25 protein-coding genes are annotated in these 26,989 nt (G+C 59.3%); 9 read left to right on the forward strand and 16 right to left on the reverse strand.

Annotated features, from left to right (window positions below; all coding sequences use genetic code 11):
• Positions 1–22: 22 nt before the first annotated feature.
• The gene (gene thrS / locus GOB90_RS11410) at positions 23–1,951 is read left to right on the forward strand and encodes a threonine--tRNA ligase (RefSeq protein WP_146888849.1); all 1,929 of its coding nucleotides are present in this window, start codon (positions 23–25) and stop codon (positions 1,949–1,951) included.
• Between the two features lie 161 nt (positions 1,952–2,112).
• Entirely contained in the window at positions 2,113–2,874 is a 762-nt protein-coding gene (locus GOB90_RS11415; protein WP_146888853.1) for a glycosyltransferase family 25 protein, read from the forward strand.
• Between the two features lie 37 nt (positions 2,875–2,911).
• On the opposite strand, the gene GOB90_RS11420 is transcribed toward GOB90_RS11415, so the two are convergent.
• Entirely contained in the window at positions 2,912–3,259 is a 348-nt protein-coding gene (locus tag GOB90_RS11420) for a zinc ribbon domain-containing protein YjdM (RefSeq protein ID WP_146888856.1), read from the reverse strand.
• A 166-nt stretch (positions 3,260–3,425) separates the two neighbouring features.
• On the opposite strand from GOB90_RS11420, the gene GOB90_RS11425 reads away from it, so the two are divergent.
• A complete protein-coding gene (locus GOB90_RS11425) occupies positions 3,426–3,683 on the forward strand; it encodes a hypothetical protein (RefSeq protein WP_146888858.1) in 258 nt (85 codons plus the stop codon).
• A gap of 471 nt (positions 3,684–4,154) precedes the next feature.
• Here GOB90_RS11425 and GOB90_RS11430 read toward each other — a convergent pair whose 3' ends face one another.
• Positions 4,155–4,973 carry an OmpW/AlkL family protein gene (locus GOB90_RS11430; RefSeq protein WP_146888861.1) on the reverse strand — a complete coding sequence of 273 codons (819 nt, stop codon included), beginning with the start codon at positions 4,971–4,973 and terminating at the stop codon, positions 4,155–4,157.
• A 75-nt stretch (positions 4,974–5,048) separates the two neighbouring features.
• Positions 5,049–5,537, reverse strand: a complete 489-nt coding sequence (locus GOB90_RS11435; RefSeq protein ID WP_146888864.1) for a hypothetical protein — start codon at positions 5,535–5,537, stop codon at positions 5,049–5,051.
• A 186-nt stretch (positions 5,538–5,723) separates the two neighbouring features.
• Between GOB90_RS11435 and GOB90_RS11440 the strand changes: the two genes are divergently transcribed.
• Positions 5,724–6,494, forward strand: a complete 771-nt coding sequence (locus GOB90_RS11440) for a Crp/Fnr family transcriptional regulator (RefSeq protein WP_146888867.1) — start codon at positions 5,724–5,726, stop codon at positions 6,492–6,494.
• Positions 6,495–6,496: 2 nt separating this feature from the next.
• Here GOB90_RS11440 and GOB90_RS11445 read toward each other — a convergent pair whose 3' ends face one another.
• The 4 genes from GOB90_RS11445 to GOB90_RS11460 form a co-directional block, all read right to left on the reverse strand.
• Positions 6,497–7,258: a C1 family peptidase gene (locus GOB90_RS11445; protein WP_146888870.1), complete on the reverse strand. Its 762-nt coding sequence runs from the start codon at positions 7,256–7,258 to the stop codon at positions 6,497–6,499.
• 184 nt (positions 7,259–7,442) lie between these two features.
• Entirely contained in the window at positions 7,443–8,339 is an 897-nt protein-coding gene (locus GOB90_RS11450) for an S-methyl-5'-thioadenosine phosphorylase (protein WP_146888873.1), read from the reverse strand.
• Positions 8,329–9,105, reverse strand: coding sequence for a cytochrome c1 (locus GOB90_RS11455; RefSeq protein WP_146888876.1), 777 nt, complete (start codon positions 9,103–9,105; stop codon positions 8,329–8,331). The genes GOB90_RS11450 and GOB90_RS11455 overlap by 11 nt, the downstream gene beginning before the upstream one ends.
• Positions 9,102–10,367 (reverse strand): cytochrome b, encoded by a 1,266-nt coding sequence (locus GOB90_RS11460; protein WP_146888879.1) that lies wholly within the window; start codon positions 10,365–10,367, stop codon positions 9,102–9,104. The genes GOB90_RS11455 and GOB90_RS11460 overlap by 4 nt, the downstream gene beginning before the upstream one ends.
• Before the next feature lie 247 nt (positions 10,368–10,614).
• Between GOB90_RS11460 and hemF the strand changes: the two genes are divergently transcribed.
• Together hemF and GOB90_RS11470 are read left to right on the forward strand one after the other, a co-directional pair.
• Entirely contained in the window at positions 10,615–11,559 is a 945-nt protein-coding gene (gene hemF / locus GOB90_RS11465; protein WP_146888952.1) for an oxygen-dependent coproporphyrinogen oxidase, read from the forward strand.
• A gap of 54 nt (positions 11,560–11,613) precedes the next feature.
• Positions 11,614–12,807 carry a hypothetical protein gene (locus tag GOB90_RS11470; RefSeq protein WP_146888882.1) on the forward strand — a complete coding sequence of 398 codons (1,194 nt, stop codon included), beginning with the start codon at positions 11,614–11,616 and terminating at the stop codon, positions 12,805–12,807.
• An 86-nt stretch (positions 12,808–12,893) separates the two neighbouring features.
• Here the strand turns inward: GOB90_RS11470 and ptsP are convergent, their stop codons facing one another.
• The 5 genes from ptsP to GOB90_RS11495 form a co-directional block, all read right to left on the reverse strand.
• A complete protein-coding gene (gene ptsP, locus GOB90_RS11475) occupies positions 12,894–14,777 on the reverse strand; it encodes a phosphoenolpyruvate--protein phosphotransferase (protein WP_146888956.1) in 1,884 nt (627 codons plus the stop codon).
• Positions 14,778–14,856: 79 nt separating this feature from the next.
• Positions 14,857–15,156 (reverse strand): HPr family phosphocarrier protein, encoded by a 300-nt coding sequence (locus tag GOB90_RS11480; protein ID WP_146888885.1) that lies wholly within the window; start codon positions 15,154–15,156, stop codon positions 14,857–14,859.
• Positions 15,157–15,675: a PTS sugar transporter subunit IIA gene (locus GOB90_RS11485; protein ID WP_146888888.1), complete on the reverse strand. Its 519-nt coding sequence runs from the start codon at positions 15,673–15,675 to the stop codon at positions 15,157–15,159.
• Positions 15,672–16,751 carry an RNase adapter RapZ gene (gene rapZ / locus GOB90_RS11490; protein ID WP_146888891.1) on the reverse strand — a complete coding sequence of 360 codons (1,080 nt, stop codon included), beginning with the start codon at positions 16,749–16,751 and terminating at the stop codon, positions 15,672–15,674. The genes GOB90_RS11485 and rapZ overlap by 4 nt, the downstream gene beginning before the upstream one ends.
• 190 nt (positions 16,752–16,941) lie before the next feature.
• Positions 16,942–17,400 carry an HPr kinase/phosphorylase gene (locus tag GOB90_RS11495; RefSeq protein ID WP_146888894.1) on the reverse strand — a complete coding sequence of 153 codons (459 nt, stop codon included), beginning with the start codon at positions 17,398–17,400 and terminating at the stop codon, positions 16,942–16,944.
• Positions 17,401–17,518: 118 nt separating this feature from the next.
• Here GOB90_RS11495 and GOB90_RS11500 point away from each other — a divergent pair, with 118 nt between their 5' ends.
• From GOB90_RS11500 to GOB90_RS11510, 3 genes are all read left to right on the forward strand, one after another.
• A complete protein-coding gene (locus GOB90_RS11500) occupies positions 17,519–17,923 on the forward strand; it encodes a Rid family hydrolase (RefSeq protein WP_146888897.1) in 405 nt (134 codons plus the stop codon).
• A 153-nt stretch (positions 17,924–18,076) separates the two neighbouring features.
• Positions 18,077–20,278: a glycosyltransferase gene (locus GOB90_RS11505; RefSeq protein WP_261765970.1), complete on the forward strand. Its 2,202-nt coding sequence runs from the start codon at positions 18,077–18,079 to the stop codon at positions 20,276–20,278.
• 81 nt (positions 20,279–20,359) lie between these two features.
• Positions 20,360–22,486, forward strand: coding sequence for a catalase (locus GOB90_RS11510; RefSeq protein WP_194300916.1), 2,127 nt, complete (start codon positions 20,360–20,362; stop codon positions 22,484–22,486).
• A gap of 184 nt (positions 22,487–22,670) precedes the next feature.
• On the opposite strand, the gene ilvD is transcribed toward GOB90_RS11510, so the two are convergent.
• The 4 genes from ilvD to GOB90_RS19535 all read right to left on the reverse strand — a co-directional run bounded on the left by ilvD (position 22,671) and on the right by GOB90_RS19535 (position 26,981).
• On the reverse strand, positions 22,671–24,533 hold the full coding sequence (gene ilvD / locus GOB90_RS11515) for a dihydroxy-acid dehydratase (RefSeq protein WP_146888903.1): 1,863 nt from the start codon (positions 24,531–24,533) through the stop codon (positions 22,671–22,673).
• 108 nt (positions 24,534–24,641) lie between these two features.
• Entirely contained in the window at positions 24,642–25,802 is a 1,161-nt protein-coding gene (locus tag GOB90_RS11520; RefSeq protein WP_146888906.1) for a glycosyltransferase family 32 protein, read from the reverse strand.
• A 118-nt stretch (positions 25,803–25,920) separates the two neighbouring features.
• A complete protein-coding gene (locus tag GOB90_RS19530; RefSeq protein WP_260175964.1) occupies positions 25,921–26,385 on the reverse strand; it encodes an NAD(P)H-dependent flavin oxidoreductase in 465 nt (154 codons plus the stop codon).
• The gene (locus tag GOB90_RS19535; RefSeq protein ID WP_260175961.1) at positions 26,382–26,981 is read right to left on the reverse strand and encodes an NAD(P)H-dependent flavin oxidoreductase; all 600 of its coding nucleotides are present in this window, start codon (positions 26,979–26,981) and stop codon (positions 26,382–26,384) included. The genes GOB90_RS19530 and GOB90_RS19535 overlap by 4 nt, the downstream gene beginning before the upstream one ends.
• Positions 26,982–26,989 lie beyond the last annotated feature (8 nt).

Raw genomic sequence — 26,989 nt, forward strand, 5'->3', positions numbered from 1 at the left:
TTCTATGACCGGAGCGCTCATCATGCTTGCCATAACTCTGCCTGACGGATCCGTTCGCCAGTTTGATGGCCCGGTCACGGGCACGGAGATCGCAGCTGCCATTGGGCCCGGTCTCGCCAAAGCGGCGCTCGCGATAGAAGTGGACGGTCAGCTTCGTGACATCTCGCGTCCGGTTGAACAGGATGCGTCCATCCGCTTCATCACCCGCAAGGACGAGATCTCGCTGGAGATGATCCGTCATGATGCCGCCCATATCCTCGCCGAAGCCGTGCAGTCGCTGCATCCAGGTACGCAGGTGACGATCGGGCCTTCAATCGAGAACGGGTTCTATTACGATTTCTACCGCAATGAGCCTTTCAGCCCGGAAGACTTCCCGGCCATTGAGAAGCGGATGCGCGAGATCGTGGCGGCAAACGAGCCGTTTACCCGCGAGGTCTGGGACCGCGATGTCGCGATTAAATTCTTTGAAGATCGTGGCGAGCGCTTTAAGGCCGAACTGATCCGCGACCTGCCCGGTGACGAGCAGATTTCGATTTACCGTCAGGGCGAGTGGCTGGATCTTTGCCGTGGTCCGCATCTGCGCGGCACGTCGGACGTCGGCAATGCTTTCAAACTGATGAAGGTAGCGGGGGCTTACTGGCGCGGCGATCATCGTAACCCGATGTTGACCCGTATTTATGGCACGGCCTGGCGCGATCAGAAGGAGCTGGACGCGCATCTGCTTCAGCTTGAGGAGGCTGAACGCCGCGATCATCGCCGGATCGGCAAGGAGATGGATCTCTTCCACATCCAGGAAGAGGCTGTCGGCCAGGTGTTCTGGCATGCCAAAGGATGGCGTCTCTACACCGCGTTGCAGGATTATATGCGGCGTGCGCAGACCCGGGCCGACTATCAGGAGGTGCGCACCCCGCAGCTGGTCGACCGCAGCCTGTGGGAGGCTTCAGGTCACTGGGACAAATACCGCCACCACATGTTCGTCGCCACGGTCGAGGACGAAAACAAAACCCTCGCCCTGAAGCCGATGAATTGTCCCTGCCATGTGCAGATCTTCCGCCACGGCCTGCGTTCCTACCGCGAGCTGCCGCTCCGTATGGCCGAGTTCGGTGCCTGCCATCGCTACGAGCCGTCCGGCGCATTGCACGGCATTATGCGTGTGCGTGGTTTCACCCAGGATGACGCGCATATCTTCTGCACGGAAAACCAGATAGCAGCCGAGACCGTTCGTTTCGTCGCCATGCTGTCAGAGGTCTACAAGGATCTCGGTTTCGAGCATTTTCGCATCAAGTTCGCGGATCGTCCGGAAGCCCGCGCCGGTTCCGACGAAACATGGGACAAGGCCGAAACCGCCCTGAAAGAAGCCTGCGCCACGGCTGGCGTGGATTACGAATATAATCCTGGTGAAGGCGCTTTTTACGGCCCGAAACTTGAGTTCGTTCTGCGCGATGCCATCGGTCGTGACTGGCAATGCGGAACTTTGCAGGTGGATCTGGTCCTGCCGGAGCGACTCGACGCAAGCTATATTGGCGAGGACAGTGCGCGGCATCGTCCGGTCATGCTGCATCGTGCCATTCTGGGGTCATTCGAGCGCTTTATAGGTATTCTGATTGAGCAGCATGCCGGTAAATTCCCGCTCTGGCTGGCGCCGACACAGGTTGTCGTGGCGTCGATTGTCTCGGATGCCGAACCTTATGCGAGTGAGGTGGTTGCGCGGCTCCGCAAAGCGGGTCTCATCGTTGAAGCCGATGTCCGCAACGAGAAGATTAATGCCAAGATCCGTGAACACAGTCTGGCGCGTGTTCCGGTGATTCTGGTGGTCGGTCGCAAGGAAGCGGAAGCCGGGACGGTGGCGATGCGCCGTCTGGGCGGGGCTGAGCAGCAGATTCTGTCGCTCGACGAGGCGGTGACGCTGCTGGCGGAAGAGGCAAAAGCACCGGATCTGAAGCGGGGCTGATTGTCCGCCCGTTTCGGAGCAGCCGCGCTTTAGAGGGCATGAAGCTGCTTCTGATATGCGGTCTGTAAATATGAATTCTGCGTTTTTCTTCCCGACGCATTAACGAATTCAAAAGTATTTGGATGTTCATCTGAGGTTCTGAAAAGTCAGGGCCTCAGATTATGAGTTATAAGATCAGAGTGATCAGTCTGGACCGGATACCCTGGAGGTTTGAGGCGTTCGTCCGGGCCAATCCGAACCTTCCGGCTGAACGCGTCTCTGCCTGCGACGGGTCCGGACTGGATATTGCCACATGCGTGCGCGACGGGCTGTTTGCCGATACGTTTGGCTACCGGGCCGGAGAAATGGGCTGTGCCGTCTCCCATATTATCCTGTGGCAGGAATGCGCCGGTGGCTCCATTCCGTTTCACATTGCGGAAGACGATGCCATTATTCGCGATGATTTTTTCAGACAGGTCCACAATATTCTCAGTCGCAGGGAAGACTGGGACATTGTTCTGTGGACCTATAATTATAACTGGCCCGTCGCGCTGCGTCCTGCATCCGGGACAGGCCATGTCGTCCTGACAGGCCCGGACAGCAATCCTGCTATTGTTGCCCGGCAGAAAGAGGAGTTTCAGTCCGGCTTGCGGGAACCCGCTCTGCTCCCTCTCGCATCTGCGGCGGGCATTGGCTGTTATTCCATTTCGCCGAAGGGGGCGGCCAGAATGCTCGACGCCTGTCTGCCGCTGACACAGCAACCGGCCCGCTATGCCATCAATCCGGAGGTTGCCTGGATCAACAGTGCTCTGGATGTCGAAATGTCACGATATTACGAAAAGCAGAATGCCTGGCTCGCCTACCCCCCTCTCGCTCTTATGATCAATGATGAGAGCGTTTCCACGATCCGGGGCAGCCATTGCTTTGAGGCTGAAGCCTTGTAAGCGAGGACGGAACAGCCCGGGTGTGTGGCTCTGGCTATCAGGCTTTCTTCACGAATTCAGATTTCAGATTCATTGCTCCGATACCATTGATTTTACAGTCGATATTGTGTCCGTCGCTGCCGTTTGTCAGACGAATGTTTTTTACTTTGGTGCCGCTTTTGACCACAAGGGACGAGCCTTTCACTTTCAGGTCTTTGAGCACCGTGACGGTGTCACCGTCAGTCAGTACATTTCCGTTGGCATCCCGGATGGCGTCGTCTTCTGCCGCGCTGTTCTCTGTGCTGTTCACACCCCATTCATGCGTGCACTCAGGGCAGATCCACAGGCTGCCGTCCTGATAGACATGTTCGCAGCCGCATTCGGGGCAGTTCGGTGTAGAATCCATGCGTTGGGTCTCGTTGCTGGTGGCCGGTCCGGTGATGCCGGCGATCTGAAGTTCGGGCCTGAGATTAAAGAAGAAATGATGTCCGTCCGACTATTTTCCTCGTCCCCCTTTCTTTTTCCCCGTCATGTCGGATACCTCACAAACCTGAAGCGAAGAGGAGTACACCATGAGTGACGAAGACAACGACAACGAAGTGATCGCAGGATATCTGATTCAGCGCGAATATGAGGAAGACGAGTTCGACTTCTGGGATCCGGAGAACGAGTGGCAGGACGATCCCAACGAAGCGAAGCTCTACGAGTCGGAAGAAGAAGCCGAGCACGATGCGAAGGCACTTCAGACCGAGGACAGTTCCATGGAGATTTCGGTCGCCGTGGTGATCGAAGATGACGAAGAAGATGATGAGGACGAAGACGAGGAGTAAGATCAGTCTGTCCTGATCTGCTGAAACACACCTCCCTGGTGTTACGTGCCGGGGAGTGTGCTGATTCAGCGCGGAACTGACGAAAGCAAGTCAGGTGCAATGGTATGAATCAGATCTCAGAGAATATTTTCAGGCTGTCAGTGATGAGTACCGGACAGAGAACGGGAAGGTTCGGACTGCAACGGATATAGTCGCCGCATGACACTGATCGCTATCCCGGTGGTTCCCCGAAGTTCTGACGGAACGACCAGTTCGTTCGTTATTTTCCGGGTCGCTCTTTCAATGAGACAAAGGTTGTCACCGACATAGTCGGGATCGGAGAGCGGCACGTTTTCTGCAAACGCCCGGGCCACAGATTCAGCTTTAAAAAGCCGTTTTCGCAGCGAAATGAACGACCGCACTTTAGTATTTAGAGCGTGTAGCCAAACCGGAAAACTGAAGCGGAGCGACCAGTGCCCCGCTTCAGGCAGATCAGAAGCGGTATGCGATACCGGCCGATACGACGGTCGGGTCCAGGGATTCGTGGGCGCGCACTTTGAGGCTTTCGTCGGAGTTCTCAAGCCAGGCGTGCATGCGAACGAACATCTGTTTGACGTCAGCATTGAAGAACCAGTTGCCGACAATCTGATAATCGAAGCCGGCATTGACCGACGGGCCACCCGTGAAGCCGGCATTGAGCTTGTTGAAGCCCATTGCGCCTGAGGCATTCATGTTGTGGAACCACATCATGGTGCCACCGACGCCCACATACGGGTTGAACCGCTTGTGCGGACGGAAGTGCCACGCGACGGTGATGGTCGGCGGAAGCACCCAGGCGCTGCCGACGTCAAGCTTCCGCGGTCCGCCGATGCCGGGAACATCACTGCCCAGAGCCGCGACTTCGTGGCGTGTGCTGGTGGCGATCAGATCGAATGAAATGTTGTCCGTGAGAAAATATTCGAATGTCAGCTCAGGCATGGCCTGGTTGGTCGTCGAAAGATGCGTGTGGGTGAGCTGGGCACCGTTCAGCCACACTTTGCTGTCCCGATCCTGCGGCAGGACGCCGGCGCCGGACAGGCGGATCATGAAGTCGCCTTTGCCGAGACCGATTCGCGTGCTGGCGCATGTCTCGAAGATGCCACAGTGGCCGCGGTGAGCGACGGGTGCTGAAACCGGGGCAGCGACCGGTGCGTTGACGTAAGTGGTTGCCGTCGGGCCGGCGGGGCGCATGGTCTGGGCCTGTGCTGCGGCGCAGAGGGCGGTGCCTGTGAAGAGTGCTGCTGCAAGCAGAGCACGTGGTGTCCTGATCATATTTCCGCTCGTCTTTCGAAAACTTAATATTACGCGCTGAAAAACACGCCTGTTACGGAGCGGCCTTGATCTGAATCAATTCTTCGCAAGTTCTCGCGAGGTGAGATTTTTATGCAACAGGATGACGCTGTCGGTGAAGCCGTCCTCGGAGAAGCGGGAAATCAGCGCGGGACTGTCTGTCGCGATATGACAGCGGGTTTCGTCGCAGCCGAAATTGTCGCCCAGCCGGACGCTTGCGCGGGCCAGGGCGCGCATCACAGGCCATTCCAGACCTGGCATCGCGGCGGCGAGTATTTCGACCGAGAGAAAGCGTTTGCCGCGCATATTTGCGCCTTTGACCTGGTAGAACGCGGCGCCACACGGGCCGGGCCATTCCGCATAACGTGCCAGGATAACGCCGTTTTTTTCAGGAAATCCGGTCCGGGCGAGGCGCATACCTCTGCGGGACCAGGCACGCCGGGTAAGCTCCGGGTCATAGAGCTGCAGCAACGGAAAAACGAGCGGAACATCTTCCGGGAGCATCGGAGCGATGCGGACGGCAACGGGTTCCTCTTCTCCGGTCACTACTGCCTGTGCCTCCCCGGTTTCCCCGATTCCGGCCGGGGCATTACCGATCGGGTGCCGGGATGCACACGCCGGTGCAATGATCCAGGTCAATGCTGTTATTTGCAGACAGGGGATGTGATTTGCGATTTTTCGGGGTAAGGATCAGTCGGCTTGATCCCGCTTACTGCCAGGGAGAAGGAAAATATGATGCCGTCTTCCCTGACTGCTGAAAACACAGCTGGCCGCCCGAGACGCCTTGTGATTGCAGGGATGGAGGGGTGTACCAACTGCGCGATCTGCGAAGTGCGTGCGCATGGTGTCTGCAGCGCATTGCGTGACGATGAACTGGAGCGCCTGGCACGGGCGGCGGTTCGCATGACGGTGCCGCCAGGACATATTTTTATTGAAGAAGGGTCACGGGCGACTGATTTCTTCAATGTTACCGGTGGAACGGTGAAGCTGTTCAAGTCGCTCCCGGACGGGCGACGTCAGATTACGGGCTTTGTCAGCGTCGGTCATTTCCTGGGGCTGGCGGTGTCGGATCGTTATGCATTCGGGGCCGAGGCGATTGATCAGGTCAAGCTGTGCCGGTTTTCCCGTCCGAAGCTTGAGGGCATGATTGAGGAATTTCCTCGTATGGAACGGCGGCTGCTGGCCGAGGCCGCCAATGAACTGGTGACGGCTCAGGACCAGATGCTGCTTCTGGGCCGGAAGACGGCCCGCGAGAGGGTGGCCAGCTTCCTTTACGGTCAGCTGGAGAATCATTACGGAGATGCGATTCCGCCGAATGCGCAGATCAGTTTTCCGATGACCCGCGCGGATATCGCCGATTTTCTTGGCCTCACGGTGGAGACTGTCAGCCGCACGCTGAGCGGTCTGCGTAAGGACGGTCTGGTCACGCTGAACGCCGGGCATGGAATCACGGTCATCTCTCCGGTACGTCTTGAGGCCATTGCCCGGGGTGGCGAAAGCTAGAGTCAGCCCTCCGCCGTTGCTTTCAGTTCATCGACGAGGCTGTCGAGGTTTTCGTGTTCAGGGGAAACGCCCTGGAGTGTTGTCCAGTTCTGGCGTGAAATCAGGCCGTAGGCTTCATCGCTGAATTGTGAGAAAAACTGCCAGGACATGCGCTTCGGTGCGCCCCAGGTATTGAGATAGAGCCAGTCCTGATCGTAGCCATGCAGCCAGACAGCATGGCCACCGGCGATGGTGTTGTCGGCCTGCGGGTCGATGACCCAGTCATTGTTCCCCTCACAGGCGTAATTCGGCAGGGAAAGGCCGATATACAGGCCGCCGAGCATGGAAATGGCCCGGTGAACGGAAGCGGTGTCGCACGGATTGATGTAACCGAAAGCGGTCAGGTAATCGCGGGTCTGACCGGGCCGTTCATAGCCGACCCGGCACCAGCGTGAGAGAACCTCGACTTCAACACCGCCCTGATCGGTAGCGGGATTGCCGGGGGTGTATCCTGATTCGGCGCTGTAATTATCGACCACTTCCTGACCGGTGAGCTGGACGGGGCTGAGTGCGGCGCCTGTCCAGGTGCGGATCGCGGAGGCCACTGAAACTTGGGTGCAGCATCCGAGCGTGTCGTTGCACCACATCGGCCACTGCACGTCCTGTGCCCAGTTGACGGAGGGAGGCGGCTCCGGCAGGCGAAAAGCCAGAGGGGCTGTGAGTTTGTAGGTTCTCGGATCGAGGCGAGCGGGTTTTTTACCGAGTTTGCGGTGATGTGTTGTCATTCTTTCTCCACGGGATCGGCGCGGCGTGAAGCGGCGCTGGTGTGATGGAGAAAATAACTGTCCCCTGCTTTTCTCAGGGCGCTGCTCTGAAACCGGTTCCGGAGACCGACAGCCTCCGGAACCGGTTTGTTTAATAAGAAGCTGGTGTGTCCTTTTGTCGGTACGGATGGAGCCCCGCGAGACTTCAGACTGAGAGGACGCGCCCGGCGATGACCTCAAGCCGGCTGAGGAGCGCCGGATCGCGTTTGGCCGGGGCAGTGATCAGGGCGTGCTCAAGCGCCCGGTCGCAGCCGGCAGGGCAGAGGCCGCGGGTTTTGCCGAGTTCGGGAATCATGGCTTTGACCAGGGACCGGGCGCGATCGGCATTGGCATGCATGACCCTGACGACGGCATCGACGGTCACGCTGTCATGACCCGCGTGCCAGCAGTCATAATCGGTCACCATGGCGATGGTGGCGTAAGAGAGTTCGGCCTCACGGGCGAGTTTGGCTTCCGGCATGTTGGTCATGCCTATGACCGAACAGTTCCAGCTTCGGTAAAGCTCGCTCTCGGCGCGGGTGGAGAACTGAGGTCCTTCCATGACGAGATAGGTGCCGCCCCGGGTATAGGTGATGCCGAGCTCTTTCAGCTTTGCTTCGGCGACGTCTCCGATCCGGGAGCAGACAGGGTCGGCGACCGAGACATGAGCGACGCAGCCGGTGTCGAAGAAGCTTTTTTCACGGGCAAAGGTGCGGTCGATAAACTGATCGACGATGACGAAATGTCCCGGTGGCAGATCTTCACGCAGGGAGCCTACGGCAGAGAGAGAAATAATATCCGTCACGCCGGCAATTTTCATCGCGGCGATATTGGCGCGATAGTTCAGCCGTGACGGAGGCAGCGGATGGCCGCGACCGTGGCGGGGCAGGAAGACGCAGCGGATACCGTCGAGTATGCCGAACAGGAGCTTATCCGACGGCGCACCCCAGGGTGTGACCACGGTACGCCATTCCTTGTTTTCAAGGCCTGCGATGTCATAGAGACCCGAGCCACCGATAATGCCGATGACAGGATGAACCGCATGCGCGGTGTTAGTAGACATTGGACCAGAGTCTCCGTTTCAGGACAAAGAGAAGGACGCCCAGGAACACCAGGTAGATCATGACGCGAACGCCCGTACGGTGCCGTTCTGCGAGGTGTGGTTGCGCTACCCAGGCAAGAAAGGTGGTGACATCCCTGGCTTCCTGCTCGGTGGTGGCCTTTGTGCCGTCCGGATATTCGACGGCATCGTCGCTCAGCGGTGGCGGCATGGCGATCGCGCGGGCCTGGGCGAAGCGATTGTAGAACAGGCCGGGCGGCGGCGTGACCCCGGGGGGCGGAGGGCCGTATCCCGTCAGCAGGGCATAGATGCGGTCAGGTCCGCCTGGATAGACTTCGGCGAGACGTGACTGGTCGGGCGGGATGACGGCGCCGGGGATCAGGCCTTGCGCGACCGGCGGAGTCGGAAAGGCATCATCGGCGGTCGCCGCGCGCAGGGCAGGCTTGCCGTCTGAACCGATGCCGTCGGGAATTTTGTGGCTGGCCGCAATGGCCTGGGCCTGTGCGGCGGTCAGGCCTGTGCCAGCCAGGTCTCCGAAGTGAACATGCTGCATTCCGTGACAGGTGGAGCAGATCTCAGCATAAACCGTGTAACCACGCTGCACGCTGGCGAGATCGAAATTGCCAAGCGGACCGTCGAAACTCCACTGCTGATGGGGCGCCGGATCGTGGGAGGGCGGTTCCGCGTGTGCGTTCTGGCCGCCAGCGATGAGAATGCCGGCGGCAACCAGAGCAATAGCAGTGGCAGAGCGATGGCGGAGAGCGGTCATGGCGCGTCTCCGACCCGGAGAGCGGAGCCGTAGGCTAGCGCGGCGTTTTCACGACGGGAGACCAGCGGCATCAGCACGAGGAAGTGCAGGTAGTAATAGAGCGTGGCAAGCTGGCCGACATAGAGCCATGCGCCTTCCACATGGTGTTTCCCCGCGAAACCAAGCAGCACGAAGGCGACCACAAGAGCAATCATGCCGATCCGGTAAACAGGGCGGTTACGGGCCGACCTTATGGGCGAGGTATCGAGCCATGGCGTGAGGAACAGGAGCAGAATGGCGCCGACAGACACGACCAGGCCACCAAATTTGGAAGGAATCGACTGGAGGATTCCGTAGAAGGGCAGGAAATACCACTCCGGCTCGATATCGGTGGGCGTGTGCATCGGATTGGCCGGACGATAATTCTCGGGTTCGGAGATCAGGCCGGGCAGGAAGAACAGGACGGCAGCGAAAAGGATGGCGAACACGACGAGGCCGAGGCCGTCCTTGACGGTGAAATAGGGATGGAACGGCAGCGTCTGTTCGGGCTCTTTTGCCGGAATGCCGGTGGGATTTCCGGGGCCTGCCACATGGAGCGCGGCGACATGCAGGCCGACGACGCCGACGATCCCGAAGGCCAGAGTGAAATGCAGGACGAACAGATGATGGAGCGTCACGTCCCCGGGCTGGTCGCCCCCGAGGAAAAGTCGTTCCAGAAAAGGACCAATCCCGGGCACGGCACCGACGGCTTTGCCGGCAACGTCCGCGCCCCAGTAGGACATCTGGCCCCAGGGAAGGACATAACCCGCGAAAGCCGTCACCATCACCATGGCCAGCAGCGCGACACCGATGATCCACAGAATTTCACGCGGGGCCTTATAGGAGCCGTAATAGAGGCCGCGAAACAGGTGGACGTAGAGCGCGGCCAGAAAGAGGCTGGCGCCGGTCATATGCATGGACCGGAGCAGCCAGCCGGCTGGCAGGCGGCGCTCGATCGCCTCGACGGAGGCAAAGGCGCCGGCGGCGGTGGGCGTGTAATTCATCGCCAGGGCCAGGCCTGAAAGCAGCATCAGAACGAGCACAACCGTGAGCATGGCGCCCACGGTCCAGAGCGCGTTCAGGGAACGCGGCATCGGGAAGCGGATGTATTCGTTGCGAAAGGCACTTATGACGGGCAGACGCGCGTCCAGCCAGCCGGCAAATCCTGTCGACTCACTGTCCTGCGGGTTGTCATCGCCGGTTACACCAGGCTCTGTCGTGTGTCTGGAAGGCGAACCCGCCATTGCTGCTCCCCGTTTCCGTCCGCTTTCGCGACCGGTTCTTCCTGTTCCGGTTTCGATCCGGTTGCCGCGTGTTTAGCTGTGGGGGCGCCGCTCTTGCAATGATTTACGGGATAGCGCACCCCTTAACGCGCCCGTGATCCCGGCATTCAGCCGCGGAGCAGGCGCGACGACGGGCAGGCCTGAGTGCGCCCACGGGGACGAATAAGACCAGAGCAGGAGAAAACCGGCTATGGGGGAGACAGGCAGGATGCATAACGAGCAGGCAGGCGGTGCCGAGTCCGATACATCTGAAGCAACCAGACTGGAATATGAGGCTCTTAAGCCGCAGGCCAGGCAATGGTTCGAGACGCTTCGTGACAGGATCTGCGGGGTTTTTGAGGCTATTGAGGATGAAGCGGCAGCACGCCGGTCCCCTGTTTTACCCGACCGCGAAAAGGCCGGTCGCTTTGAGCGCATTTCCTGGGAGCGCGAAGCGGATGAGGGGGCGCAGACCGAAGGCGGTGGCGTGATGAGCCTGATGCGCGGACGGGTCTTTGAGAAGGTCGGGGTCAATGTCTCAACGGTTCAGGGGGAGTTCAGCCCTGAATTCCGTAAAAATATCCCGGGTGCCTCGGAAGATCCCCGGTTTTTTGCGACCGGAATCAGTCTTGTCGCACATATGTCCAGCCCGCTTGTTCCCGCCGCGCATTTCAACACGCGGATGATCGTGACGACACGCGGATGGTTTGGCGGGGGAGGGGATATTACGCCGATGTTCCCGGACAGCGCGGAAGCCCAGGTGGATGCGGCGCACTTTCATGCCGCGTTCGAACGGGCGTGCTCACGGCACGATCCGGACTATTATCCCCGCTTCAAGGCGTGGTGTGACAGGTATTTCTATCTGCCTCACCGGAAAGAGCCGCGCGGACTTGGCGGGATTTTCTATGACCATCTGAACAGCGGGCATCCGGAAATGGATTTTGCTTTTACCCGCGACGTAGGACTGGCTTTTCTTGAGGGTTATCCGGAGGTCATCCGGTCCCGCATGATGGAGTCCTGGACACCGGAGCAGCGGGAGGCTCAGCTGGTCCGTCGCGGGCGATATGTGGAATTCAACCTGCTGCATGACCGTGGCACGCTGTTTGGTCTGAAGACCGGTGGCCATACCGAAGCGATTCTGATGAGTTTGCCGCCCGAGGTGAAATGGCCATGATCCGGCCCTGATCGGAGTTTACGGGATAGCAGGAATAATCCGGTAATCACGGTCATGATCAACAGACAGCAACAGATTGAAGAAAGGGGCACCAATGCCGTCGCGCCCGGCCCTGATAACCAGAGCGCACCTGCCGTGAGTCGTCCGCGTGTCTCAGCGACCCGGCGGTCCGTACTTCGTGCGTCTCTTTCGCTTGCGGGTGGTGCTGCGGTCGCCGCACTGGGGACGACGCGGTACGCGGGCGCCACGGAGCCGGAGCGGCTGGCGGGTTTTCAGACTACCGCGGTATTAAATCCCGTGTCATCCGTCGGTGCGCCCACAATGATCGTGGCCGGGACCAACGGTCCGGCTCGCTGGGCGCCTGTGCTCTCCGAGACCTTTTCGGAGACACTGCCGACTGATGGTCCCATTGTCTTACAGCCGACGGCGGGATGGGACGGCGTAACGGGGGCCAACAAATTTGAATCCCAGACCGGTGGTGACAATGCCGGAACTCTTCTGGTGCCAGGTGCGGCTATTCTGGCGTCCCTTACGGGCAGTTCGAGGGTGCATTTCGATTATCAGCGCTGGCTCCCGGTCTTTTTGAGTGTCGGAGCGCCTGTTGTGGTGGGCCGCGTCGATTTTCACCGCTCATTGAGGATGCTTCTTGGGGATCACCCGGTCCGGGTTGCCGTGTCGACTCCGGACGGGCTGGAACTGCCCACTCTGCTTGCTATGACAATCCTGTCGATGCGGGTGATTCCGGTCAGCGGGATTGCCTCGCCGGAAGATGCCATTGATGCCTTGCGAAGGGGCGAGGTGGATGTGGTGCAGCTTCCCGCCAGTGCGGCGCGTCCGGCGATGTTGCAGGGACTCGCGCAAAATGGATTTGAAGTGCTGTTCACACTGGGTCAGACGGATGGCGGCGGTTCGGCTGATTTTGTTACCCGTGTTGCAGCATTGCAGGGCCATGCGTCGCGACATCCGCTTTATCAGGCCTGTCTCAGTGCGTCCGTGGCGGCCGGGATGGATGCGGCCCTTGTGCTGCCGATGCTGACCTCCCCGGCGCAAACGGCGCGCTGGCGACATGCTGCTCAGCTTGCGGTGCTGAGGCCTGAGGTTACGGCCCTGGCAAAGACCGATGGCACGCGGGCTGTCGGCGGGGCTGATGTTGCCACGCTTTATCACACTTTGACTCCGGATCTGTCCGGTCTGCTTGCGTTACGGCGGTGGCTGGCGGAGCGCACGCCCGGCTGGCGGTCAGGGTAAGATTTCCGACTTGCTTTTTGTAAACGGGGAGGCCGGGGCCCCGGCAGATGTTTTCGCGGGTCGGGCGGAGCGGTCATCGGCCCGCATCAGGCTTCCCGAAATTCCTCCAGAAGACGCCTGATTTCCGTGCCGTCTGTCTCGGCCAGAATCCGTCGGGCCAGCATATGACAATCTTCGTAGCGGGATGATCGCACCACCTGTTTTACGCGAGGTACGGCTGATGCGGTCATCGACAGAGACCGCAGGCCGAGACCGATCAGGAGCGGCGTGATGCGCGGGTCACCGGCGATTTCACCGCACAGGGAGACAGGCTTTCGTTCGTGCAGCGCCGCCGTGACGACACCGGAAATCATCATCAGAACCGCTGGGTGTAAGGGGTCGTAAAGCGAGGCTGTCTCTGCCGACGCCCGGTCGGTGGCGAGCGTGTACATGGTCAGATCGTTTGTTCCGATCGCGAGGAAGTCAACATAACGGGCGAGGGCTTCGGCTGTCAGCGCCGCGCCGGGTGTTTCGATCATGGCTCCGAGCGGCGGGAGCGGATCGCCGATGCCGACCCCTTTTCGTTTCAGCCGGCGGGCCACCCGTTCATAGATCTCGCGCGCGGTCTCAATCTCGCTGGCCAGCGTGACCATAGGCAGCAGAATCTGTACGGGGCCTTTTGCGGCAGCGCGCAGAATTGCGGCGAACTGGGTTTCCAGCAGAGCCGGATAGCGCAGCAGCAGACGAATGCCCCGCAGACCAAGAGCCGGATTTTCGTTGTCTTCGCCGTCACCGGAAAACCCGGCGCGATTCAGAGCCTCGCTTTGTTTTTCTCCGCCCCAGTCCAGCACCCGGATCGTCGTCGGATCAGATCCCATCGCTGCGACCACGCTCGCATAAATTTCGTACTGTGCTGCCTCATCAGGGAGTTTTTCCGCATTGATGAAAAGAAATTCCGTACGGAGCAGACCGATTCCCGCGGCACCTGACTGAGCGATCAGCGGCAGTTCCGCCGGCAGTTCCAGATTGGCCTGCAACTGGATTTTTTCTCCGCTCGCCATGCGTGATGAAAGCCGCTTCAGCCGTCCGAGTTGCTGTCGCTCACGGGCATAAGCCGCGACGTGGCGCTGCGCCTGTCTCAGCGTTTTCGGTTCAGGATTTCTGATGACCTCGCCGGTATCGCCATTGACGACAAGCGTCGTGCCATTTGCCAGATCTGTCAGCACACCCTGCACGGCCAGCACGGACGGGATGCCGAGCGCACGGAGCATGATGGCTGTGTGTCCGGTTGTGCCGCCGCTTTCGAGCACCACGGCGCCGACACGGGACGGATCAATCAGAGCAGCATCAGCCGGACGTAATGTTTCCGCCACCAGAACGGCACCGTCGGGGAAATGTCCCAGTGCCAGAAACGGGGTTCGTGTCAGGTTGCGGATAAGGCGACGTCCGATTTCGCGGAATTCTCCGGCGCGTCGTTCGGCGGCGGCGGCCTCCTCTCCGGCCAGAGCTTCTCCGCCTGGGGAAGACAGCATCGTCCCGGCGAGGGCTTCCGTTTCATCATGCACGGATGCCTCGGCGGTCAGCCCCTCGTCGATCCGGGCCATAACGCCACGCTGCAGCCGGGACGGTCCCAGCATGCGCTGATAGACATCCAGCAGAGGACCTATTTCAACCTGACTTTCTTCGGGCAGCAGAGCCAGCCTGCCCCGCAGCTTTGTCAGTTGTGTAATGGACCGTCCGACGGCCTCATTGAACCGCGTGCGCTCCTGTTCTGGGGGCAGGGCGCTCAGGCGGGCGCCGGGTTCCGGCGCAGGCGCTTCTCCGGCGATGAAAGCCGGTCCGATTGCGAAGCCCGTGCCAACCGGTTCGCCTTCAAACAGCAATTCATCCGGGGCATGCCTGTTCTCGTTGCCATGTCGCTTCAGCGCACGGATCCCGGCGGTCGTCTCCCTCCCGTTTTTTTCCGATTCGCTCTGAGCCAGCTCTTTCATGGTGTAATCACTTGCAGTTCCCGTGGCGGGGCCGGTCACTGTATCCGGGTCAGGCCCACGCCTGTAGCCGCCATTTTTATTATTCGTTCTCGTCGAAGCCTGACGCAATCAGTAATGTCAACGCCGTCAGGGCTTCTTCGGCCTGCGGGCCTGTCGCCCGAAGTGTGATTGTCGCGCCCATCCCCGCGCCGAGCATCATGAGCCCCATAATTGAGCACGCCGGGACAGTCTCCTGTTCATATGCAACACTGATATCGGCATCCCACAGCTCTGCCGCCGCGACGAATTTTGCCGAGGCCCGGGCGTGCAGCCCCTTTGAGTTGACGATGGTGACAGGCCGGACAATTTCCCGTGGTTCAGCCGGCGCCGGAATGGTCATTCAGCCGACAACCCTGCGTGGATGGATGCCGATGACGGGCAGCGAAGATGTAACAGGCTGCGGGTGAAATTTATGCACTTTGCTGGCGGCTTCTTCAGCGCAGCGCCGCGCTCCGTCAAGACATTGCTGGGGCAGATGCGAAGCGCAGTTAATGTATTTATGCGCGGCTTCCTCGGCCAGCGTGGTGCATTCGCCGAGTGTGTGCGTCTCGCGCATCTGAGCCAGTTTCACGAGCATCGGAAGGTTTGCCCCGCCGAGAACTTCAATCCGGCCGGGGAGCATCATTGCAACGGCGAGATTGGATGGTGTGCTGCCGAACATATCGGTCACCAGCATGACACCGTCACCGTGATCGACGTCCCTGATCCGGTTTTCCAGTTCAAGTTGCCGCGCCTGAAGGTCATCATCTGCACCGACACTGACGGTTTCAAGCTGTCTCTGCGGCCCTACCACATGTTCCATGGTTTCTCGCAAAGCTACGCCGAGCGCGCCCTGCGTGACCAGAATAATGCCTATCATGCGTTTCCCCGCGCCATGGAACGCTGGCCTTTCGTATCCGGCGAAGCATGGGCTGCCTCGCCGGTCAGTTCCTGATGTCTGACGTCTGCTTCGGCCGCGTCATCGGACAGAATCTCGGCCGGTTTTCTTACCCAGCGCCAGGCGGCCGTGCTGAGACCGGCAATCCCCTGTCTGGCCAGCTCACGGTGAACCACCGCGATGGGCCATTCACCGTCTGTTTCGCAAAAATCCCGGGCGGCCAGTTTTCCTGCCAGCGCTTCCACCAGCGTTACCGAGCGGTGACGCCCCCCTGAACAGCCAATCGCAATCGTGGCATATTTCTTACCTTCCTGCACGAAACGCGGGATCACGAGATAAAGCATATTACTGATCTGATTCAGGAACGGCTCATAGTCCGGATCGGCTGCAACGTAATCCGCGACCGGAAGGTCCAGCCCGGTCATGGGGGCCAGAGACGGATCGTAATATGGATTACGCAGGAAACGGGCGTCAAAAACCATATCGGCCTCGCGCGGCAGGCCCGCCGGAAAGGCGAACGACATCAGGACCACGGTCAGTCCCTCATCCGGACTGCCGTGCCAGGAGCCAAACCGGGTTTCGATCAGCCGCCGGAGTTCCGGCGCGGAAAGATCCGAGGTGTCGATGACCATATCGGCGCAGGCGCGGAGTTCGGCGGTCAGCGCCGTCTCGGCGTCTATGCCTTCCTTGACGCTGCCATGAGGCGCAAGCGGGTGCCGGCGACGGGTTGCCGTGTAGCGGCGCAGCAGCGTGTTCCGGTCAGCGGTTGCGTAAAGCACCTCTGTCCGAAGCTGCGGACTGAGGCGAAGCCGCGCCACGGCGGCCAGCACGGCAGAGGCATCAAACCCCCGCGTTCTGGAGTCCACGCCGATTGCAATCGGCCTGTCACCTCTGGCCACGATTTCATCGAGCATTCCAAGAGGAGGGTTGTCGATCACCTCGTGCCCCAGATCCTCCAGAATCCGCAGAATCGAGGATTTACCTGCTCCGGAGAGCCCGGTGACGAGGAGAATCTGGCGTGGCGTCGGCGTATCGTCGGCAGTCTGAGGTATCACCATGAAACCGGACAGGCACCCTGCGTTAAGAAACGACGGCTGGAAAGCAGCCTGGAAAAACAGAAGTCACCGGCCTGATCTGACCGAAAATCACCCACGACATACATTATACAGCCTGTCTGCGATAACGTGCGCCGTAATGTTCGGACATAATATATCAGATCGGGAAAGCTTCGACACTATTTTGTCGCTTTTAGTTATCCCCGCCCGGCATGGCGTCCCGCGACAGAAGGCAGGCCCGCCCGGCCAGGCACTCCAGAGCCATGTCAATGCTGTCCGGGGCTGAAGCCAGCGTCCCGTTCAGCCAGAGGACAGGGAGCCCCGTTTTCCTGTTATAGCTCTCGGTGTCTGTCGGAAGTCGGGGCACTTTTTCACCCTCGGCGACGAGTTGCACAGCCAGGACAGGGCGGGCCGATTGTCTGAAAGAACGCTGAACAATTCCCCAGCCGCGCACCTCGATCAGCCCGCGCAGGGCGAGGGGCGCGCTGGCGAGACCGTCCCGCAATTCCACTCTGTCATCCGCGACCAGGTCGTAACCCCGCGTAAGCAGCCTCAGCAGCAGGCTTGATTTGCCGGCTCCCGGCGCACCGAGAAGAAGCACGCCCGCTTCGCCCCGCGCGGCGCAGGAGGCATGAAGCCGCAGGATCGTCATATGTGAAACATTCTCCGGGTCCGTTGCGTTTCTGAAGCGTTACCCGGATGAAACATCTTTCATTCCGGAGTAATGCGGATTATGACCTTTTTGTGACCATCCGGAAGGGCGAGCAGCCATGGCAACACCAACCGGCGACAGCCCCGGTTTGCAGAACCCGGAACTGTGTGCGGAATCAATTCTGCCAAAATACGAACAGGGACGAGGCGGTCTGCGTCTGAGCCGTATCAGAGGCTATGATCGTCATGCCGGCCGCTTTCCGGCCCGGATTACTGATCAGTGCCGGCTTGCTTTTTCCGCAGGGAATGCGGCGCTTCTCGCGCGCGGAGCCTCCCTGCAGGATGTGGTGCGGGTTATCTTTGTGGTCAAGGATGCCGGACAACTGACATCCTGCGCGCCATTTGTCAGCAATGCGCTGGGAGCAAACCGCCCGGCGGCCACGGTGATGGTTGTTGACAGCTTCGATAGTCCCGATGTGGAAATTGAACTCGAACTGATCACTCATATAGCCGGGACTGCCTGACGGTCGGTTTTGCGTCATTTCAAATTTTGATCAGTCGTTGTATGGCCCCGAACTCAGTGCTTCAGCCGGATTGGATGATCCGGTCAGGATCTATTCTGATGCGGCAACAGGAAGCACGGTTCCCGTATCCTGCCGCTGAACGGATTGCTGCCGGTGACTTCTTCTTTTCGCCCGGGGCCGGGCTTTTCCGGCATCAGGGATGACGGGCTTTACAAACGTCTCCCGTCACGACTTCTGAGTAATCCGGCACGTCTCATGGTAAAGACGGGACACAGGGGCCTTCGTTTCGCTCTGCGCGTCTGTCGTGAGTTTGTCCCGGCGCGAACAGGCTTTCGTCGGGAGGGTGGTAAGGCTGCCCGTGAAAACAGCCAGGGCGTTCCGGCATGTGAAACAAAAAATCTGGCTTTTGAGAAAACGGGGTTTCAGATTTCTCTCCGGTTTCCCCGTTATGCGAATCCTCTGCTCAGCATCGTCATTCCGAGCTACGGGCAGGCTCCGGTTACGCTTCGCTGTCTGCGTTCAGTTATGCAGAATCCTCCCGCCTGTGCTTATGAAGTTATTGTCGCGGAAGACGCATCCGGTGATCCGGATATGGCCCGTTTCAGAGAAGTTCCTGGCCTTTTGCTGCTTGAGCGACCGAAAAATCTCGGGTTTCTTCGTAACTGTAACGAAGCCGCGCGTGTTGCCTCAGGGAAATATCTGCATTTTCTCAATAATGACACGGAAGTGCTGCCCGGCGCTTTCGATGCTCTTGTGCGCCGTCTCGAATCAGATCCCGCGACCGGGCTTACAGGTTCGAAGCTGCTTTTTGCGGATGGAAAACTTCAGGAAGCAGGAGGCATTGTCTGGAACGATGCTGCCGGAATGAATTTCGGGCGCAATGATTCCGAGCCGGATCGGGCGGCCTACAACTGGCCACGCGATGCGGATTATATTTCAGGCGCGTCCATCGCCATACCGCGCACGCTTTTTTATTCTCTCAATGGATTCGATGAGATTTTCGCACCGGCGTATTACGAGGACACGGATCTTGCGTTTCGTGTGAGGGAAGCCGGCTACCGCGTGGTTTATGAACCTGCCTCTGTCGTGATTCATTATGAAGGACTGTCACATGGAACCGATGAGGGGCAGGGGGTAAAGGCCTGCCAGGCACGCAATCGGAGCATTATGCTCAGTCGGTGGAAAACTGTTCTGGAGGCAGACCATTTTAAGCCGGGTACGCACGGTCTGCGGGCTGCCGCGCGGGCTCGCCATCGCCCGGTGATTCTGATTATCGATCATTATGTTCCCGAGCCTGACCGGGACGCGGGCTCGCGTGCGACGCTCTGCGTGATCCAGGCTCTGGCAGAGGCCGGCTGGCTTATAAAATTCTGGCCGATGGACCGGAAGCGCAAAACCTGGTCGCACGATCTCGAACAGACGGGCGTTGAGATTCTCGATCACACCTGTCCTCAGTCTTTTTCAGCATGGCTGGAGGAGAACGGGAAAGATCTTGATCATGTCATGATTATGCGGCCCGTTGTTGCGCAGGAATTTTTGCCGGTTGTCATAGCCGGCACGGATGCCAGACGATCTTATTACGGTCACGATATCCATTTTCTGCGGATAATGCGGGAAGCCGACCTGAAAGAAAGCAGAGCGCTGCGGGATGAAGCTCTGTCCATGCGTGACCTCGAAATGTCGCTGTGGCCGCAATTCGACGTCGTCCTCTATCTGTCTGATTATGAGACGGAACTGGTGCGCGAACTTGTTCCCGCCGCGCATGCACGGACTGTGCTGCCATTCTGCTTCACGCCGGACAGGTCTCCGAGGTCTGTAACCGACGGAGCAACGATTCTCTTTGTCGGCGGCTTTGCGCATCCGCCTAATATCGATGCGGCGGTCTGGCTGAAAAACGAAATCATGCCGCTGGTCATGGCACGTGTACCAGAGGCGCGGCTCATTCTGGCGGGGTCGAATCCGGCGCCCGCCGTCCGGGTCCTGGCTTATGACCGGACAACCATCACCGGCTCGATCAGCGACGGTGAGCTCGCGCGTCTGTATGCGTCGGCCCGTGTTGCCGCCGTGCCGCTACGTTTCGGAGCCGGCGTCAAGAACAAGGTGCTGGAAGCGCTTGATCACGGTCTGCCGCTTGTCACAACGCCTGTCGGGGCGGAGGGTATTCCGGGGATCGGAGCAACGTGCAGCATTGCGGAGGATGCCGCGGCGTTCGCGGAACTGCTGATCCGGCTCCTTGAAGATGACGGACTCTGGAGGCAGCGCTCCGATCAGGGTAAATGCCTGATTTCAGAGGAATTCTCCCCCGGCAGATTTTCGGAAATTCTGCTTCATGCTCTGAGCAGGCAGCAAAGCTGACTTACTCGCACGGCATACCGGTGCGGCCTGTCGGAACCATCCGGCGAAATGCCGCGTTGCCCTTCGGAAGTGGAGGACATCATGAGCAAAAGAGAAAAGAGTTCCGGACGCGACGAGGTTACGATTGGTGATCAGACGTTCGAACGGAGCAAGGGGGGTGAGACGCATCAGACAGCAACGGGAGATGTTCCGACTCTGACCACGGCTCAGGGCGTACCGGTTTCCGACGATCAGAATACGCTTAAGGTCGGACCGCGGGGCCCGGCTCTGCTGGAAGACTTCCATTTCCGTGAAAAAATCTTTCACTTTGATCATGAACGTATTCCGGAGCGTGTGGTGCATGCGCGCGGATACGGCGCTCATGGGTATTTCGAGCTGACGGACTCGCTCTCCGATGTCACCACCGCGGATGTGCTCCAGCGACCGGGCGAGCGGGTTCCGGCCTTTGTGCGTCTTTCAACGGTGGCCGGCGGCAGGGGATCTTCCGATCTTCCTCGTGATATCCGCGGGTTTGCCGTCAAGCTTTATACAAAAGCGGGCAACTGGGACATCGTGGGCAATAATGCGCCGGTTTTCTTCATTCAGGATGCTATCAAATTTCCGGATTTCGTTCATTCCATCAAGGAAGAGCCGGATCGCGGTTTCCCCCAGGCGCAGTCGGCTCATGACAATCTGTGGGATTTTGTTTCCCTCTCGCCGGAATCGATGCATGCGATCATGTGGGCGATGTCGGACCGGGCGATTCCACGTTCCCTGCGGTTCATGGAAGGGTTTGGCGTCCATACATTCCGTTTCATAAATAAAGACGGTAACTCGACTTATGTGAAATTTCACTGGAAGCCGAAAGCCGGCATGCAGTCTGTCGTCTGGAATGAGGCGCTGAAGATCAACGGCGCCGATCCGGATTTCCACCGCCGCGATATGTGGGATGCGATCAATTCCGGAGATTTCCCGGAATGGGAGTTGGGTGTTCAGCTTTTTGATGATGAATTCGCGGACAGTTTCGATTTCGACATTCTGGACGCCACCAAACTGATTCCGGAAGAACTTGTCCCCGTGCGCCGTGTGGGCCGTCTGGTTCTGAACCGTGTCGTGGATAATTTCTTTGCGGAGACGGAGCAGGTCGCTTTCTGTACGCAGAATGTCGTTCCTGGCGTTGATTTCACCAACGATCCGCTCCTGCAGGGACGGAATTTCTCCTATCTGGATACGCAGCTGAAGCGGCTGGGTGGTCCTAACTTCACGCATATTCCGGTAAATGCACCGAAATGTCCGTTCCATACCTTCCAGCAGGACGGTCATGCGGCGATGCATAACCCGAAAGGCCGGGCGAACTACGAACCGAATTCATGGGGTCCGGAAGCTGGCGGAGCACGCGAGAATCCGTCGCGGGGCTATCGCTCCTATGCGGCTCAGGAGAGCGGTGAGACGCGGCGGGAGCGGGCGGAGCTGTTTGCCGATCATTACAGTCAGGTCCGGCAGTTTTATATCAGCCAGACGCAGACGGAGCAGGTTCATATCCAGCAGGCCTATACGTTCGAGCTCAGCAAGGTGGAGACACCGGCGATCCGTTCACGGGTGGTGTCGCACCTGCTGAACATCGACAAAGGTCTGGCGGAAGCGGTGGCGAAGGGGATCGGGCTTGAGACATTGCCCGAGGCAGCACCCCCGGCCCGTCCGGTGATCGACAATCTGCCTCCGTCACCGGCCCTCAGTATTCTGAAAAACGGTCCGACGACCTTTGCCGGACGCAAGATCGGAATTCTGGTGACAGACGGAACGGATGCCGGCTTGCTGAAAGCCGTCTGCGACGCGGCGAAAGCAGAGGGGACCAATGTTGAGCTGGTCGGGCCTCAGGTTGGTGGCGTAAAACTGTCGGATGGTTCGACTGTGCCGCTCGGGCAGAAGATCAACGGTGGTCCTTCGGTGCTTTATGATGCTGTCGTGCTGCTACCTTCCGCTGCCGGCGCGAAGCTGCTCGGACATGAAGCGACGGCACGGGATTTCATTAACGATGCCTACGCGCATGCCAAGTTCATCGGTGTCGGTCCTGAAGCCGATCCGCTGATTGCGCGGGCCGGGCTTCAGCCGTCCGATCGGGACCAGGGCTTTGTTGCAATCGCGGCACAGGGTGATGGGGACGGGTTTATCAAAGCCTGCCGCGCGGTGCGGTTCTGGGAACGTGAGAGCAAAGTTCACGCTGTGTGAGGGGAAGTCGTCGGGTCGCTACCCCGAGCCCCGCAAAGGGACGTAGTCCCTTTGATCCCGGGTTGTTAAATTAAAGAAGTGCGGAGGGCTTCCTTATCGGCTCTCCGTATTTTTGCTGATTGAGTAAAATTGTTTGCAAAGGTCTGTGACCTTTGTCGGGTCGCGGACCGCGACCGTTTTCCTTTTACCGTGGCGAACGGCGTGCCAGCTGTGTCAGATCGCGTACCGCTCCGCGGGCCGCGCTGGTTGTCAGGGCGGCATAGGCCTGGAGCGCTGTTGACACTACCCGGTCACGGGCCGGTTTCCATCCTTCATTGCCGCGATCATCCATCCGTGCGCGCCGGGCGGACAGTTCAGAGTCCGACACGGAAGTGCGGAGGACACGGGACGGGATATCGATTTCGATGGTGTCCCCTTCCTCGATCAGGCCGATGGCGCCCCCCTCAGCCGCTTCCGGTGAGATATGGCCAATGGAGAGACCGGAACTGCCACCGGAGAATCGACCATCAGTAATCAGGGCGCAGGATTCCGCCAGTCCCTTCGATTTCAGATAGCTGGTCGGGTAAAGCATCTCCTGCATGCCGGGTCCGCCTTTCGGGCCTTCGTAGCGGATGACGACGACATCGCCTGCAACGATCCTGCCGCCGAGAATGGCGGAGACGGCGGCGTCCTGGCTCTCAAAAACGCGGGCGGGACCGGAGAAGGTAAGCAGGTTTGATGCGACACCGGCGGTTTTTACGATAGCGCCGTCTTCCGCGATGTTGCCATAGAGCACCGCGAGGCCGCCATCCTTGCTGAAAGCGTGCTCGCCTGTGCGGACTGCGCCTGTCTTCCGGTCGGTATCCAGCTCTTTGTAGCGGGAGGCCTGTGAGAAGGCTTCCGTTGTGCGGACGCCGCCCGGTGCGGCGCGATAGAAATCTTTCGCAGCATCCGTGGCCATATCGCCGCCGATATCCCACTCGACCAGAGCCTTCGCCAGAGAGGGCGCATGCACCATCGGGACGTCGCGGTACAGCAGGCCGAGGCGATCCAGTTCCCCCATAATGGCCTGTACTCCCCCGGCGCGATGCACATCTTCCATATGCACGTCCGCTTTCGACGGAGCGACCTTGCAGAGATTGGGCACCTGGCGGGAGAGGCGGTCGATATCGGCCATGGTGAAGGGCACTTCGCCTTCATGCGCGGCGGCCAGGAGGTGGAGTACTGTGTTCGTGGAGCCGCCCATGGCGATATCCACGGTCATGGCGTTCTCGAACGCCTCGAAGGATGCGATCGAACGCGGCAGGACGCGGGTATCCCCGCCTTCATAAAACTGTTTCGCGACGGAGACGGCGAGCCGGCCGGCGCGGAGGAAGAGTTCTTTCCGATCCGCGTGCGTGGCGACGAGACTGCCGTTGCCGGGCAGGGACAGACCCAGCGCTTCGGTGAGGCAGTTCATGGAATTGGCGGTGAACATGCCTGAGCAGGAACCGCATGTCGGGCAGGCGGAGCGTTCGATGGCGTCGGACTCAGCCTCGCTGACGGTCGGGCTGGCGGCGGCGACCATGGAGGTAACGAGATCGACGTGTTTTTCGATCTGACCTTCCATAACGCGACCCGCTTCCATCGGACCGCCCGAGACAAAAACGGTCGGAATGTTGAGGCGCATCGCGGCCATCAGCATACCGGGCGTGATTTTATCGCAGTTGCTGATGCAGACGAGCGCATCGGCGCAATGGGCATTGACCATGTACTCCACGGCGTCGGCGATCAGCTCACGCGAGGGCAGGCTGTAGAGCATGCCGCTATGACCCATGGCGATCCCGTCATCGACGGCGATGGTATTGAATTCGCGTCCGATGCCGCCGGCTTCCGCGATGGCGCCGCAGACAAGCTGACCGAGATCCTTCAGGTGGACATGGCCGGGGACGAACTGGGTGAACGAATTGGCGACGGCAATGATGGGCTTACCGAAATCGCTGTCCGTCATGCCTGTGGCACGCCACAGGCTGCGGGCTCCGGCCATGTTGCGGCCATGAGTGGTCGTGCGGGAGCGGTAACCGGACATGTGGTGGTCTTTCTGCTTTGGGCCGGGGCGGGAGATCAGCGCGGAACGCTGCCTCTCCTGTGATGTGGGCCGCTATAACCGGAAAAACACCCCGCGTCAGCTAAAGCGTCAGGCGGCATGCCAGTTGCCGCCTTTTTTATAGTCCATATCCATGTCCTGGATGATGCTGTTGAATTCCGGCGCGCGCAGCACCAGGACGGACGGGTCGAAAGGACGGCCTGTCCGGAAGGCGTTGTGCAATCGCCGGTTCAGAGCGCGGTTGAACACGCCCGGGCCTGTTTTGTAGGCGATGTACAGGCCTTCATGCAGGTAACTGTTTCTGTACAGGGAAAGCAGGCAGTCGGCGAGGATCGGACTGTTGTGGTGGCTGCCGAAGAAATCATTATGCACATAGTAATTATCCGTCACGAAGAACATGTGTGACGGATGACGTGCAGTGTATTGTTCCAGCGTTTCCGGGGAGGTGATGCGGATATCGGCATCCAGCCACCAGCCGCCGAGTTCCTGGATCACATGAACGCGAAGAAAATCAGCGGCTTCGGCGGGATGTCTTGCTTTCAGGAACAGGTCCTGAGCCTCTTTGCCATAATACTCGTAAAGCCATTCGGCGCCTTCTTCCCGATCAAAAAGCTGGACTTCGAAGCCTTCAAGATCGCAGTGGTACTCGTAGTTATCCTGCACTTCCAGTGGCGGGTTTTTGTCCCAGTACATGTGGATTTTCGGTGGGATACGTCTGTCTTCGGGTGCGACGGCGGGCTGCTTCGGTTCCGGCAAAACGGAAAGGGCGGTTTCGAGATAAAGAACATCCACCTCTTCGCCGGTGTGAAAGATCTCGAAGCAGTTATCCATGCGCTTCAGGGCCTTGACGGCGTTGTGTTCGCGCCAGGCAATCTGGATGCCGCTGATATAGTCGTATGTGGTCTTTGACAGCGCGCGGAGCTGTTTCAGTTCCTCTGCGGGAGGCTCCAGCCCGGCTTTGAGCAGGCAGAGAAGACGAGCCTGCAACAGGGCTGAAGCGAGCGGATAATGCCCGGGCTGCTTGGAGTGCATATTGTAGGCAAGCCCGTAAAACATGGCCGCTTCACGGACGAGTTTGTGCATATGGAGAATATTCGCGAGCGTAAAAACATGCTCAAGCGTAGCAGCGCCGTGCTTATGGTAATAATCCATCGCCTGATGATTTCCGGCGAAGTCATCCAGAGTAAAATCAGACGTTTTTTCGACCGGAACAGTCAGGAAAGTTACCGGTTCAGAAGTTTCAGCTACCATAATCGGATCTTTATTGCCTTTGGCACCGGGGTGCAACGATACCCATTCATGAAGCGATGAGCCTCAGGATAATCAATATACAGATAACATATGCAGGGCTGATAACGATATCCACGTCTCAGCGGTTATGAGGGGTTGCAGCGTTACGTAGTTCTTCAGAAAGCAACGTCATCAGGCAGGCCGCGCGTATCGGTCGTGTTCGGGCCGCGCCCTGTCCGGCCCGGAACGCACCATAGCCCGATTCACCACGGGATCGCGCTGCTGCATCCAGCGTCTTCCCGGCATCGTAGGCATAGGGATAAGCAGGAACGGCCGGTCTGTCCGGTTCTGTATCCAGTTCGGTAAATCTGTTCACGACACCCCGTGCCGGGCGACCGGAAATGGAGCGCATCATGGCCGTTTCCGCCATAACCAGCGCGACCCGATGTACCGGGCTGGCGGCGCTCTCGTCACAGGCGACAAACGCTGTGCCCATCTGCGCCGCGACGGCGCCCGTTTGCAGCGCTGTGAGAATTTCCGTACCGTTCATGATGCCGCCCGCGGCGATAACCGGGCATAACGAACAGGCTCTGACCTGCCTCAGAAGCGTGAGGGTATCGAGCCTGAGATCGTCTGCCTGTGCGGGTCATAGATCCCGCGATGACCGCCGGCTTCATACCCCTGCGCGATCAGGAGATCGACACCGGCTTCCGTCGCCTGGATCGCCTCTGTCCGGGATGTCACTGTTGCGGCAAGCACGATACCGACACGACGCAAAACGGCGATCATCGCTCCATCGGGCAACCCGAAATGAAAGCTGACCAGTGCCGGATGTTCTTCAGCCAGCATGTCACAGGTCGCCATCGTGTCGCAGAAGGAAGGATAAATCTCTCGCAGCGTTGCCGGGGGCAAGGTGTCGTAACGCTCGAATTCCGGCTTCAGCCAGTTCAGCCAGCGTGTCATGCAGGCCGTATCAGGCCTGACGGACCGGTGACAGAAGACATTAACACCGAACGGTTTATCGGTCAGACGGCGCGTCTCCGTGATGGCGGCACGCGCAGCCTCCGGCGTCATCGCGCCGATGCCGAGGGAGTCCAGACCACCGGATTCGGAAACAGCAGCGGCCAGAGCAGGTGTGGAAACATCAGCCATCGGTGCCTGGATGATCGGGAGAGCGAGGGTCAGACATCCGGGCAGCATGTCGTCGG

Source organism: Acetobacter oeni (genome assembly GCF_011516825.1).
GTDB lineage: Bacteria > Pseudomonadota > Alphaproteobacteria > Acetobacterales > Acetobacteraceae > Acetobacter > Acetobacter oeni.